13 protein-coding genes are annotated in these 12,017 nt (G+C 68.6%); 7 read left to right on the forward strand and 6 right to left on the reverse strand.

Going from position 1 to position 12,017, the window contains the following annotated elements; translation table 11 throughout:
- The first annotated feature begins 167 nt into the window (after positions 1-167).
- Positions 168-893 carry a TetR/AcrR family transcriptional regulator gene (locus tag PV781_RS14635; RefSeq protein ID WP_274776364.1) on the forward strand — a complete coding sequence of 242 codons (726 nt, stop codon included), beginning with the start codon at positions 168-170 and terminating at the stop codon, positions 891-893.
- A 31-nt stretch (positions 894-924) separates the two neighbouring features.
- On the opposite strand, the gene PV781_RS14640 is transcribed toward PV781_RS14635, so the two are convergent.
- Positions 925-1,824, reverse strand: coding sequence for an NAD(P)-dependent oxidoreductase (locus PV781_RS14640; protein ID WP_274776365.1), 900 nt, complete (start codon positions 1,822-1,824; stop codon positions 925-927).
- Positions 1,825-2,106: 282 nt separating this feature from the next.
- Here PV781_RS14640 and PV781_RS14645 point away from each other — a divergent pair, with 282 nt between their 5' ends.
- Positions 2,107-2,547 carry a GlcG/HbpS family heme-binding protein gene (locus PV781_RS14645; protein WP_274776366.1) on the forward strand — a complete coding sequence of 147 codons (441 nt, stop codon included), beginning with the start codon at positions 2,107-2,109 and terminating at the stop codon, positions 2,545-2,547.
- 40 nt (positions 2,548-2,587) lie between these two features.
- Here the strand turns inward: PV781_RS14645 and otnC are convergent, their stop codons facing one another.
- Positions 2,588-3,277 (reverse strand): 3-oxo-tetronate 4-phosphate decarboxylase, encoded by a 690-nt coding sequence (gene otnC / locus PV781_RS14650; RefSeq protein ID WP_274776367.1) that lies wholly within the window; start codon positions 3,275-3,277, stop codon positions 2,588-2,590.
- A 24-nt stretch (positions 3,278-3,301) separates the two neighbouring features.
- On the reverse strand, positions 3,302-4,312 hold the full coding sequence (locus PV781_RS14655; RefSeq protein ID WP_274776368.1) for a LacI family DNA-binding transcriptional regulator: 1,011 nt from the start codon (positions 4,310-4,312) through the stop codon (positions 3,302-3,304).
- A 232-nt stretch (positions 4,313-4,544) separates the two neighbouring features.
- On the opposite strand from PV781_RS14655, the gene ltnD reads away from it, so the two are divergent.
- On the forward strand, positions 4,545-5,486 hold the full coding sequence (gene ltnD / locus PV781_RS14660) for an L-threonate dehydrogenase (protein ID WP_274776369.1): 942 nt from the start codon (positions 4,545-4,547) through the stop codon (positions 5,484-5,486).
- A 3-nt stretch (positions 5,487-5,489) separates the two neighbouring features.
- Positions 5,490-6,764: a 3-oxo-tetronate kinase gene (otnK, locus tag PV781_RS14665; RefSeq protein ID WP_274776370.1), complete on the forward strand. Its 1,275-nt coding sequence runs from the start codon at positions 5,490-5,492 to the stop codon at positions 6,762-6,764.
- Between the two features lie 278 nt (positions 6,765-7,042).
- Here otnK and PV781_RS14670 read toward each other — a convergent pair whose 3' ends face one another.
- Positions 7,043-7,630: a TetR/AcrR family transcriptional regulator gene (locus tag PV781_RS14670; RefSeq protein WP_274776371.1), complete on the reverse strand. Its 588-nt coding sequence runs from the start codon at positions 7,628-7,630 to the stop codon at positions 7,043-7,045.
- 151 nt (positions 7,631-7,781) lie between these two features.
- On the opposite strand from PV781_RS14670, the gene PV781_RS14675 reads away from it, so the two are divergent.
- The 3 genes from PV781_RS14675 (at position 7,782) to PV781_RS14685 (ending at position 9,844) form a co-directional block, all read left to right on the forward strand.
- Entirely contained in the window at positions 7,782-8,489 is a 708-nt protein-coding gene (locus tag PV781_RS14675) for a glutathione binding-like protein (RefSeq protein ID WP_274776372.1), read from the forward strand.
- On the forward strand, positions 8,486-9,208 hold the full coding sequence (locus PV781_RS14680; RefSeq protein ID WP_274776373.1) for a glutathione S-transferase family protein: 723 nt from the start codon (positions 8,486-8,488) through the stop codon (positions 9,206-9,208). The genes PV781_RS14675 and PV781_RS14680 overlap by 4 nt, the downstream gene beginning before the upstream one ends.
- Positions 9,209-9,343: 135 nt before the next feature.
- On the forward strand, positions 9,344-9,844 hold the full coding sequence (locus PV781_RS14685) for a flavin reductase family protein (RefSeq protein ID WP_209100966.1): 501 nt from the start codon (positions 9,344-9,346) through the stop codon (positions 9,842-9,844).
- Between the two features lie 11 nt (positions 9,845-9,855).
- Here PV781_RS14685 and PV781_RS14690 read toward each other — a convergent pair whose 3' ends face one another.
- On the reverse strand, positions 9,856-10,794 hold the full coding sequence (locus PV781_RS14690; RefSeq protein WP_274776374.1) for a LysR family transcriptional regulator: 939 nt from the start codon (positions 10,792-10,794) through the stop codon (positions 9,856-9,858).
- A gap of 119 nt (positions 10,795-10,913) precedes the next feature.
- Positions 10,914-11,903 (reverse strand): Gfo/Idh/MocA family protein, encoded by a 990-nt coding sequence (locus PV781_RS14695; RefSeq protein ID WP_274776375.1) that lies wholly within the window; start codon positions 11,901-11,903, stop codon positions 10,914-10,916.
- Positions 11,904-12,017 lie beyond the last annotated feature (114 nt).

Raw genomic sequence — 12,017 nt, forward strand, 5'->3', positions numbered from 1 at the left:
ATCGATAAATACATGATGCTAGGATGAGCGCAAGGCCCTCGCCGGGGCATCTGCGCGGTTCGGTCACCGAAGGCTCGGACCCGCGCAGGTTGAAACCGGCGGAAAGAGCGGCTCTATGGATGAGCGCCCCGCACGGCAGGCGGGGCGCCACACGGGAGGGGGCGAGGGTGGCAGGCAAGACGGCGCAGCCGGCGAAGGCCAAGCGCAAGCGGGCGACCTTGCAGGGCGAGCCCGGCACGGGCGGCGCTGCCGCCTCGGCCGGCGCCGCGCGTACGCATCGGCTCTCGGCGCAGGACCGGCGGCGCGACATCCTGGAAAAGTCCATCGCCTATTTCGCGCAGGTGGGCTTTGACGGCGGCACGCGGGAGCTGGCCCGACACCTGGGCACCACCCAGCCCCTGCTCTACCGCTACTTCCCCAACAAGGACGCGCTGATCCAGGAAATCTACAAGGTGGTCTATCTCGACCAGTGGCGCCCCGCCTGGGACGCCCTGCTGGAGGACCGCACCCGGCCGCTGCGCGAGCGGCTCCAGGTCTTCTATGAGGAATATACGGACGTCATCCTCACCCCCCACTGGATGCGGATCTATTTCTTCGCCGGCCTGAAGGGCGTGCCCATCAATGAGCGCTATCTGGCGCTGGTGGAGGAGCGCATCCTCACCCGCATCATCCGAGAGTTCCACCACGCATGCGGCCTGCCGGTGCCCGCCACGGTCTCGCCCGAAGACCTGGAGATCGCCTGGGACCTCCAGGGGGGCATCTTCTATTATGGCGTGCGCAAATATGTGTATCGCTCGCCCGTCCATGTGGAGAAGCCGGCCATGATCGCCCAGGCGCTGGACGTGTTCTTCGCCGGCTACAAGACGGTCCTTTCCCGGCGCAACGGACTTTAGGCCCCGCGCCGGGACGATAGGACGCCGATCCTCAGTCCTTCCGGCACATGTCCTTGAGCACGCCGAACAGGGCCGCCGTGTCCTCCTGGTTCCGCCCGGCGGCCAGCGCCGCCACATAGAAGGGCACCGCCGCCGCCATGAGCGGGATGGGCGCCTTTACGTCCTTGGCGAAATCGGAAATGAGGGCGAGGTCTTTCATATAGACCTCCATCTTCATGGTGGCCGGCTCGTAGCGCTCCTCGATCATGAGGGGGCCGCGCACCTCGAACATGCGCGAATTGCCGGCGCCGTCGCGGATGGCGTCGAACACCATGTGCAGGTCGAGGCCCGACGACTGGGCCAGCAGCAGCGCCTCGGCGGTGGCGAGGTTGTGGATGGTCACCAGGTGGTTGGCCACGAACTTCAGCTTGGTGCCGGCGCCGAACGGACCCACATAGCGGGTGTTGCGGGCAAAGCCGTCGAAGACGGGGCGCAGGCGCGTCGCCGCCGCCTCGTCGCCGGAGGCATAGAGCACGAGATCGCGCACCGCCGCCTGGGCGCCCGTGCCGCTCACCGGGCAGTCCAGCACATGGACGCCCTTGGGCGCGAACACGTCGCGGCAATAGTCCTTGGCCTTCAACGGGAAAGTGCTCATCTCCACCACCACCGCATCGGGGCGGATGGAATGGATCATGCCGTCCGGCCCGGCACACACGCTCTGGAGCGCCTCCACCGAGGCCAGCGCCACGAGAATGGTGTCGGAGGCCTCGGCAACGGCGCGCGGGGTCGCCGCCACCGTGCCGCCGGCCTCGGTCAGCGCCGCGAGCGCGGCGGGGGCCACGTCGAAGCCCACCACCGGAAAGCCGGACTGAAGCAGGTTGCGGGCATAGGCCATGCCCATGATCCCCAGGCCCACGATCCCCACAACGGGCTTTGGCGCCGCATCCGACATGGCGTTCCTCCGGTTTGTTTTCGCGCTAGAATGAAGGTGTTCGGAAAGCTGTTGACCGGGCCGCACCAAGCCTTAAGCCGAGCGATGCGCAAGGTACGTGAATTGGGCACGCGAGCCGGTCGTACCCTTCCGAAATAATTGACACATAAGGGGCTGACAACACTTATCGAGCGATAACAAATGCGCGACGGCGCCGCATCTTCGGCCCTAATGGGAGCCATCAGCGCCGCTGCTGCCCTTCCCCTCTCACATCCCCGTCCCTCCTCTCGCAAGGACCTTTGCATGACCCTTTCGCTGACCCAGGCGGTTGCCCTGGTGGATGCCGCCCTCGCCCGCGGGCGGGAACTGAATTTCGCCCCGCTCACCGTCGCGGTGCTCGATCCCGGCGGCCATCTGGTGGCGCTGAAGCGCGAGGACGGCTCGGGCATCATGCGGCCGGAGATCGCCATGGGTAAGGCGTGGGGCGCGCTCGGCATGGGGCTCGGCTCGCGGGAGATGGGCGAGCGGGCCGCCAAGGTGCCGCACTTCGCCAATGCCCTCATGGCCGCCAGCGGCGGGCGCGTGGTGCCGGTGCCCGGCGGCGTGCTGATCTGGAAGGACGGCAAGCTGATGGGCGCGGTGGGCATTTCCGGCGACACCTCGGACAATGACGAGATCTGCGCGCTGGCCGCGATCGCCGCCATCGGCTGCCTCGGCCAGACGGGCGCCACCCCGCCGGCGTGAGCGCATCGGGGGGCGGGCGCACCGCCCCCTTCAGCCCGCGCTAATGGTCGTGGTCGTGATGATCGTGACCGTCATGGTCATCTGCCTCCGGCAAGGTGAGGCCGAAGGTCTTCACCAGGTCAGCCACCTGCTCCGGCGAGAGGTGGCGGGGATTGAGGCCGCGCAGCAGGAGATAGAGCTTGGCCGTCTCCTCCAGCTCCTCCATGGCGAACACCGCCGCCTCCAGCGTATCGCCCGCCACCACCGGCCCGTGATTGGCCAAGAGCACCGAGGAATAGCGCCCCGCCAACCCCCTTATGGCCCCCGCCACCGCCGGGTCGCCGGGCCGGTAATAGGGCAAGAGCGCCGTGCGGCCGGCACGCATGAGATAATAGGGCGTGAGCGGCGGCAGAGCGGCCTTGGGGTCGATCTCCGGCAAAAGCGAGAGCGCCACCGCATGGGTGGAATGCAAATGCACCACCGCCCGCGCGCCGGAGCGGGTGTCATAGAGCGCGGTGTGGAGCGGGATTTCCTTGGTGGGCGCATCGCCCTCCAGCAGGCGGCCAGTGGCGTCGAGCCGCGAGAGCCGGGCGGGATCGAGGAAGCCCAGCGAGGCATTGGTGGGCGTCACCAGCCAGCCGCCATCCTCCAGCCGCAGCGAAATGTTGCCGGACGAGCCCGGGGTGAGCCCGCGCTCGAACAGCGACCGGGCGAACCGGCAGATCTCCTCCCGCAGCCGCGCCTCGCTCATGCGTGTCTCCCGTTTCTTTTGGCCTCAGGCGGTGGCGCCGGGCACCAGTTCAAATCCCACATCCACCTTCTGCGCCGGCGCCCCGGCGCCTATGAGACGGGCGGCGATGGCCCCCACCGCCACGCGGGGGGTGCGCAGGGTGGCGAGCGGCTGCGGGGTCAGCCGCGCCACGTCGAGCCCGTTATAGCCGAACAGAGCGAGCCGCTCCGGCACCGCCACGCCCCTGGACAGGCACAGGAAGTAGGCGCCCAGCGCCATGTCGTCATTGGAGAAGTACACCGCCTCCAGCCCCCGTGCCCGCGCCAGCAGCCGCTCCAGCCCGTCGCGCCCGAGCTCCACGGAAGAGGGCGCGGAGAAGACCTCGCGCTCCGGCGGCGCCACGCCGGCCTCGGCGAGCGCCGCCTCGAAGCCCTTCAGGCGCTTGGCGGCGCGGGTGTCGCGCACCAGATCGTGGCCCACATAGCCGAATCGCCGGTAGCCCCGCGCCAGCAGGTGGCGGGCGCTGGCATGGCCGGCGGCAGCGTTGGAAAAGCCCACCACGATGTCCATGCCCTCGCCGTCTGTGTCGAGCACCTCCACCACCCGCGCCGAACCGCCCGCCAGCAGAACCCGCGTCTCGTCCGCATGCTCCAGCCCCGCCAGCATGAGGGCGGCCGGCCGCCAGGCCAGCATGCCCGCCACATGGGCGGCTTCGCGATCGGCATCATATTCGCTGACCGCGATCACCGGCTGGAAGCCCTCCTCCTCCAGCGCACCGCTGGCCCCGCGCAGGAGGTCGGCGAACACCACATTGGCGAGAGAGGGCACCACGATGCCCACCAGCTTCGAGCCCGCCGAGGCCAGTGTCCCGGCGATGCGGTTGGGCACATAGCCCAGCTCCCGCACGGCGGCGCGCACGCGGGCGCGGGTCTTCTCGGAGACCGCCCCCTCGCCGCGCAGCACGCGCGAGACGGTGCTCTCGCCCACCCCGGCTCTTTCAGCCACATGGGCGAGGGTGACCGCCTCCCGCACCCGTCCCGGCCCCTGTTCCGACACCGCCTGATCCTCCCAACCGCGCCATCTTCCATGCCGGAGGGCGCCGCCGCAAGCAAATTGGCAGCGCTGCCAAAAATCCGTTGGCAGCGCTGCCAACGCCTTCTATAGCTGTCTTCCCGACGCTCCGATGCCGGCCGGCCCCACCGTCCCGCGCCGAAAAGAGCGCACCGGCAAAAAGGGCGGCGCGCCCCGGCGCAGGCGGCCGCCGGGAGGATTGCGCCCGGAGCCTGTCATGTCCGCCTCGTCTCATCCCGCTTCGCCAGGCGCCCCGCGCGCCGCTGTCATCGGCCTCGGCTCCATGGGCTATGGCATGGCCGCCTCGCTCCTGCGCGCGGGCTTTGCCGTCTCCGGCTTCGACGTGGCACCCGGGCCCATGGCGCGGCTTCAGGCCGAGAGTGGTTCCGCCGCCGGAAGCCCGGCGGAGGCCGTGCGCGGCGCGGACGTGGTGGTGAGCGTGGTGGTGAACGCGGCCCAGACCGAAGCGGTGCTGTTCGGGCCCGACGGCGTCGCCGATGCCATGCCGGACGGCGCCGTCTTCATCTCCAGCGCAACCATGGACCCGGAGGTCGCCCGCCGCCTTGCCGCCGCGCTGGAAGCGCGCGGCCGGCTCTATCTGGACGCCCCCATTTCCGGCGGCGCCGCCCGCGCGGCGAAGGGCGAACTGACCGTGCTCGCCTCCGGCCGCCCGGAGGCCTTTTCCAAGGCCCGCCCGGCGCTCGATGCCATGGCCGCCAAGGTCTATGAGCTGGGAGACGCGGCCGGCACGGGTGCCGCCTTCAAGATGATCAACCAATTGCTGGCCGGCGTGCACATCGCCGCCGCCTGCGAAGCCATGACCTTCGCAGCCAAACAGAATCTCGACCTCGCCAAGGTCTATGAGGTCATCACCGCCTCGGCCGGCAATTCCTGGATGTTCGAGAACCGCATGCCCCACGTCCTGGCGGGGGATTACAAGCCCCTGAGCGCGGTGGAAATCTTCGTCAAGGATCTCGGCATCATCCAGGACATGGCGCGCTCGGCCCGCTATCCCGTGCCGCTGGCCGCCGCCGCCTTGCAGATGTACCTGGCCGCCTCCGGCGCCGGCATGGGGCGGGACGATGATTCCTCCCTCGCCCGGCTCTATGCCCAGCTCTCCGGCACCACCCTGCCGGCCTCCCAGACCGAAAAGGCCTGAGCCATGGCCCTGCCGCTCGCCGCCATCGCCGACGACTATACCGGCGCCTCGGACCTCGCCAACACCTTCACTCGCGCGGGCCTGCGCACCGTGCAGACCATCGGCCTGCCCCCCGACAACCTCGCCTTGCCCGAGGTGGATGCGGTGGTGGTGGCCCTGAAAAGCCGCTCCATTCCCGCCGCCGAAGCGGTGAAGCTGGCCCGCACCGCCCGCGACTGGCTGGAGGCGCGCGGCGTCGGGCACATCCTGTTCAAGATCTGCTCCACCTTCGATTCCACCGATGCCGGCAATATCGGCCCCGTCACCGACGCCTTGCGCACCGATGCAGGCGCGCCGCTGGCCCTCGTCACGCCTGCCTTTCCCGAGACGCTGCGCACGGTCTATCAGGGCCATCTCTTCGTGGGCGACCTGCCCCTGAATGAAAGCCCGCTGAAGGACCATCCGCTGAACCCCATGCGGGATTCCGACCTGCGGCGGGTGCTCGCCCGCCAGTCCGCTCATCCGGTGGGGCATTTGCCGCTTTCGGTGGTGGAAGCCGGCGACGGGGCGGTGGCCGAGCGGCTCGCGTCCCTCGCCGCCGCCGGCATGGGCGCCGTGATCGCCGATGCGGTGTTCGAGCGGCACCTGGAGACGCTCGGCCGCGCCGCCCTGGCGCACAAGCTCTCCACCGGCGCCTCGGGCCTCGGCCTCGGCTTGGCCCGCGCCTTGGTGGCCTCCGGCGCGGCGGCGCCCCGCGCGGGCGCCGCGCCTTTCGCGCCTGTGGGCGGGCCGGCGGCCATCCTGGCGGGCAGTTGCTCCGCCGCCACGCTGGAGCAGTTGCGGGTAGCGGAGCGCACCATGCCCGTCCTGCGGCTCGACGGCACCCGCCTCGTCACCGATGCGGACGCCGCGCTGGAAGACGCCCTGGACTGGGCCAGGGCGCGAATGGCGCCGGGCCCGGTGGTGATCGCAGCCAGCGACACGCCGGAAGGGGTGCGTGCGCTCCAGGCCCGGTTCGGGCGGGAGGCCGCCGGCCACGCCATCGAGCAGGCCTGCGCCACCTTGGCCGAGCGCCTGGTGGCCTCGGGCGTCCATCGCCTCATCGTGGCAGGAGGCGAGACCTCCGGCGCGGTGGTGGACCGCCTCGGCATCCCCGCTTTCCAGGTGGGCCCGGAAATCGCCGCCGGCGTGCCCGTTCTGGCGAGCCTCGGCGCGCCCAAGCCCCTGCGCCTCGCCTTGAAGTCCGGCAATTTCGGCGGCCCGGACTTTTTCGCGCGGGCGCTGGTGCAGGTGCGGTGAGGGGGGCTCGGGAGGGATAAGTCGCGGCGCGTGTCCTTGAATGGGATGCGAGCCGTTTGTCGTTTCTCTCCCGTCACTTGCGCCATCACGTAAGGCCCGACGCACCCTCTCCATCTGTCATGGCCGGGCTTGTCCCGGCCATCCACGGGACATGACCGGGCGCACCCCATTTCCATTGTTGCACGAGCGGAGGGACGTGGATGCCCGGGACAAGCCCAGGCATGACCGTAAAGGGCGCTGCGGCCTGGATCGCCCGTCCGGTGGCCGATCGCTCCCCCTCACCCTGCCGGATACAGCAGCCGTGCCAGGTCCCGTGCTGTCGCCCGCAGGCGGGTGGGGTCGCCGTGGACCCGTTCCATCACCGCAAGGCCCCGGGTGAAGGTCACGATCAGGCGCGCCGCTTCGGGCGGCGGCAAGGCGAGGCCGGCACGGGCCTCCGGCCGGTCCAGGGCGGTGCCGATCGCGGTCTCAAGGCGGGAGAGAAGGTCGCGCACCCGCGTCGCCACCTTGGGGCTCGCCAGATCCCCCTCGGCGGCCAGCCGGGTGGTGAGGCAGCCGCGCGCTGCATCGTTGAAGGTCATGTTGGCGATCAGCGTCTCGAATAGGCGCTCCAGGCCGGCGGCACCCGGCGCGCCCGCGAGCGCGGACGCCACCGCACCGACAATGCGCGCCTCATAGGCATCGAAGGCGCGCAGGAAAAGGGCCTCCTTGTCGCCATAGGCGTTATAGAGGCTGCCCCGTTGAACGCCGGTGGCCTGCGCGAGGTCGCACATGGAGGTGGCCTCGAAGCCCTTGCGGCGGAACACCGCCTCGGCCCGCGCCAGCACCTCGTCCTCCTCGAACCGCCGCACACCGGCCATCGCCATACCTCGCGCGTCCGCCTTTCCGGTCGGCACTTCATTCTTGACACAAGCGTCAAACTTGACACTCATGTCAAGCATGCCATGGGGCAAGGGACCTTCCAAGAGGCCGGCCACCCGCCTCCCGAAGGCCCGACGCCCGCTCTGGGAGGACGGCATGATCGAACTTCTCTACTGGACCACGCCCAACGGCCATAAGATCGTCATCGCGCTGGAGGAACTGGGCCTCGACTACAAGATCACCCCGGTCAACATCTCCACCGGCGACCAGTTCAAGCCGGACTTCCTGGCGGTGAGCCCCAACAACCGCATCCCCGCCATCATCGACCATGCGCCGCAAGACGGGGCAGGCCCGCTCTCGGTGTTCGAATCCGGCGCCATCCTGGAATATCTCGCCGACAAGACGGGCAAGCTGCTGCCCAAGCCGCCCCGCGCCCGCTTCCAGACCCTGGAATGGCTCTACTGGCAGATGGCGGGCCTTGGCCCCATGGCCGGGCAGGCCCATCACTTCCTGCATTATGCGCCCGAGCACGTGCCCTACGCCGCCCAGCGCTATGTGAAGGAATCCAACCGCCTCTATGGCGTGCTCGACCGCCGGCTGGCGGTGGCGGACTATATGGGCGGCGACTTCTCCATCGCCGACATCGCTGCCTATCCCTGGGTGCGTTCCCATTCCCGGCACGGCCAGAACCTGGACGATTTCCCCAACGTGAAGCGCTGGTTCGAGGCCATTTCCGCCCGCCCCTCGGTGGTCAAGACCTATGAAATCGCCGCCTCCATCAATACCGTGCCGACCGTGAGCGAGGCCTCCCGCAGCCTCCTCTTCAACCAGACCGCCCAACTCCCCGCCGGAGGCGCCGCATGACCGTCAAGGCTCCCCTCACCCTCTACGAACTGGCCGGCGCCGACCCGCGCCTGCGCTTCAGCCCCCATTGCTGGAAGGTGCGCCTGGCGCTGGCCCATAAGGGGCTCGACGTGGACGGCGTGCCGTGGCGCTTCACGCAGAAAGAGGAGATCGCCTTTTCCGGCCAGGGCGCCGTGCCGGTGCTGGTGGACCAGGGCGAGGCGGTGAGCGATTCCTTCCGCATCGCCTGTTACCTGGAAGACCGCTATCCCGATCGCCCCGCCTTATTCGGCGGCGAGGTGGGTCGCGGCATGGCCCGCTTCGTCAACAGCTGGGCCGATACCGGCCCCATGGCCACCATCGCCCCGGCCCTGATGCTGACCATCTTTGGCCGCATCGCGCAGGAGGACCGGGACTATTTCCGCACCTCCCGCGAGAAGCGGTTCGGTAAGGCCCTGGAAGAGGTGGCCGGCGATGTGGACGCGCGCGTCGCCGCCTTCCGCCAGACCCTCACGCCCCTGCGCGCCATGCTCCAGCACCAGCCCTTCGTGTGCGGCGACACCCATGCCTATGGCGACTATGCCGCCTTCGGCGTCTTCATGTGGATCCGCTGCGTCTCCGACCTGGAGGTGCTGGAAGAGGCCGATCCCGTCCATGCCTGGCGTGAGCGGATGCTCAACGCTTTCGACGGCCTCGCCCGCACGGCGCCCACGCCGAAGGATTGCGGCCTCGCCGCCTGACGTTCCCTCCGCCGGGGCGCCCTGCCCCGGCGGATCAGCCCCCATGATGGGCGAAATTAAAGATCATAATTTGAAATCATGGCCCGATGCCCTCAAGGTGCCTTCATGTGAGGCCGCTGAGGAACAACAGCCGAAATGTCCGACCTGGAAACCTTGAACCCCATTCTTCCGCGCCATTTCCGCGACGTCCTCGGGGCTTTCGCGACCGGCGTGGTGGTGGTGACCACCAATGGGAGCGGCGGGCGCCCGGTGGGGCTGACCATCAATTCCTTCAACTCGGTGTCGCTGGACCCGCCGCTCATCCTGTGGAGCCTGGCGCTGAAAGCCCCAAGCCTGCCGGCCTTCCAGGCCAGCAATGTCTTCAATATCAACATCTTGGCCGAGCACCAGGAAGCCCTGGGCCGCCGTTTCGCCACTCCCGCCGAGAACAAGTTCGCCGACGTGGACCATGCCCCCGGCCTCAATGGCGCGCCCGTCCTGGCGGACACCGCGGCCCATATGGAATGCCGGGTCTATGCCCGCTATCCGGGCGGGGACCACGAGATCTATGTCGGCGAAGTCACCGCCCTACAAGATCGTGGGCATGCCCCCCTCGTCTATCACCGCGGCGGCTTCCGCCGGCTGCACGGCGGCTGAACCGGGGGCCCTCAGGCGGCGGGCGCCTCGTCCTCGAAATAGCCGGTCCAGAACCGGTTGAGCCGCACCGCCTCTTCCCGCAGAAGCTCCAGGAAGGCAGCGGCGGGGGGCACGATGACGCGGCTCGACGGCTCGATGAGGACGAGGTCAAGTGGTTGAACCGGATCGACAATCGGCTGCACCGATAAAGGCAGCCGGTCGATGTCCGCCGCCAGCATGATGGCGGGGACCACGGTCCGCCAGTCGGATGTGGCGACGAAATCCAGCGTGCCCATCATGGAATCCATCTCCAGCATCCGCTCCACCTGCACGCTGTTCGAGGCAATATAGGTCTCGATCAGGGTGCGGCGGGTGTTGGCGACGGAGGGCAGGACCAGCTTCAACGGCCCGAGCGTCCGCAGCCGCACGGGCTTGAGGTGGCGGGCGGGCTCCAGGCGGCTCACCAGCGTCTCGTGGGTCGTCAAAAAGTGCTGTGATTTCAAGCCCGGACGGCCGGGAATGGACGGCACGATGGCGAAGTCCAGCTCGCCATTCAGCACCGCTTGGGTGAGGATCGGGCTGAAGGCCTCCACCACCCGCACCGACACATTGGGATAGGCGGCGATGAACCGCCGCATGGCGGGGGCGAGCGTGACCCGCGTCATGGTGGGCATCAGCCCCACCGCAATGTCGCCGGAGACGCCAGACCCGAACATCAGCATGGTCTGGTGGGTCGCCTCGTGGAGGCGCAACATCTCCACACAGCGGCTGTAATAGGCATCCCCCGCCGGAGTGGGCGTGACGCGCCCCTTGTCGCGCGAGAACAGCCGCACGCCAAACCGTTCTTCCAGCTTGCGAATATGCTGCGAGACGCCGGATTGGGTGCCGTGTTCGCGATTGGCGGCCGCCGTGAACGACCGCTCCTCATAGGCGGCCACGAACAGGCGGATTTCTCTCAGGCTTTCAGCCACTTGGATACCCGTTCTCTTGTCACCCGACGACGCCGGCGGGATCCTCCCATCCAGCTAGGCTCGCATGACTATTGATCGCTGGCAAAGGGCGGGCGCCCGTCCGCGCCCGCCCTGATGCCTCAGGGGACCATGGCGAGACCGCCGGACTTGGCGGACGCAAAAACCGCCTCCAGAGCCGCCACATTCTCGATCATCTGGTCCATGGAGATGGGATAGGTCTCCTTGCCCTCGGCCGCCCGGGCGAATGCCTCCAGATTGGCGCGCACCGCCGGAGCAGGCGGGTATTCCAGGTCCTCCCGGGGCTTGCCGCGAATGACGTAAGTGGCCGTCCAGCCTTCCGAATTTTCCGGATGCGCCTTGTCGCGCACCTCGGCCCAGCCAGTGGAGCCATAGACCGCGATCCGGCCATCGAAGGGCGTGGTCAGGATGGCCGAGAGCAGCGCGTTGGCGCCGGACTTGAAATTGAGCGTCATGGCGAGCGTGTCGCCATTCTCAAACGAGGTGGCCAGCGTGGAGAGCGAGGTCAGAGCCCGCTCAGCCGGTCCAAGAATGGCGGTGGACAGGTCCAGCAGATGGATGCCGGTGGCGGTCACCGGCCCCACCGGGTTGGACGCACTGATGCGCCAGTTGCCGGGCGGCAGGGCCAAGAACTTGTCCTGGCTGAAATTGGCCTCCACCTGGAGAATGGTGCCCAGCTCACCCGCCTTGATGCGGTTCATCAGGTCGATGATCGGCGGCTCGAACCGCCGCTCATGGCCGACGCCCAGCACCCGGTTATGCGCCCGGCATACGGCCACGGCGCGCTCCGCATCCGCCCGCGTCAGGCACAGGGGCTTCTCGCAGAAGACGTGCTTGCCGGCGGTCGCGGCGGCGACGATCTGCTCGGCATGGAATTGCTGCGGGGTGCACAGGATGACACCTTCCACTTCGGGATCGGCGATGACCGCCTCGAAGGTGGGAAGGAAGCGCGCGTCACGCTCGGCCGCGAGTGCCGCCTTGGCGGGGTCGACATCGGTCGCTGCCACGATGCGGATGTCCGGGCTGCCGGCCAGCACACGCAGCATGGTGCCACCCCACCACCCCATTCCGATAAGTCCAACCTTGAGCATGCGTCTTTCCCTGTTTTTCAGCGTGTTGCGAAGCGTGGCGCCCCGTTCCGCTGCACTTTGCTGGCGCCGGGCCCGCAGCACAAATTATGAAGTCTTCTGTTTGCCAGTCATTTT

Origin of the sequence: Aquabacter sediminis (assembly GCF_028863665.1) — a bacterium.
In the GTDB taxonomy this organism is placed as follows: domain Bacteria; phylum Pseudomonadota; class Alphaproteobacteria; order Rhizobiales; family Xanthobacteraceae; genus L1I39.

Coding starts and splice junctions, on each gene's coding strand:
- PV781_RS14640 (WP_274776365.1), bottom strand. CDS start 1,824: ATGTCGGATGCGGCGCCAAAGCCCGTTGTGGGGATCGTGGGCCTGGGG.
- PV781_RS14645 (WP_274776366.1), top strand. CDS start 2,107: ATGACCCTTTCGCTGACCCAGGCGGTTGCCCTGGTGGATGCCGCCCTC.
- otnC (WP_274776367.1), bottom strand. CDS start 3,277: ATGAGCGAGGCGCGGCTGCGGGAGGAGATCTGCCGGTTCGCCCGGTCG.
- ltnD (WP_274776369.1), top strand. CDS start 4,545: ATGTCCGCCTCGTCTCATCCCGCTTCGCCAGGCGCCCCGCGCGCCGCT.
- otnK (WP_274776370.1), top strand. CDS start 5,490: ATGGCCCTGCCGCTCGCCGCCATCGCCGACGACTATACCGGCGCCTCG.
- PV781_RS14670 (WP_274776371.1), bottom strand. CDS start 7,630: ATGGCGATGGCCGGTGTGCGGCGGTTCGAGGAGGACGAGGTGCTGGCG.
- PV781_RS14675 (WP_274776372.1), top strand. CDS start 7,782: ATGATCGAACTTCTCTACTGGACCACGCCCAACGGCCATAAGATCGTC.
- PV781_RS14680 (WP_274776373.1), top strand. CDS start 8,486: ATGACCGTCAAGGCTCCCCTCACCCTCTACGAACTGGCCGGCGCCGAC.
- PV781_RS14685 (WP_209100966.1), top strand. CDS start 9,344: ATGTCCGACCTGGAAACCTTGAACCCCATTCTTCCGCGCCATTTCCGC.
- PV781_RS14695 (WP_274776375.1), bottom strand. CDS start 11,903: ATGCTCAAGGTTGGACTTATCGGAATGGGGTGGTGGGGTGGCACCATG.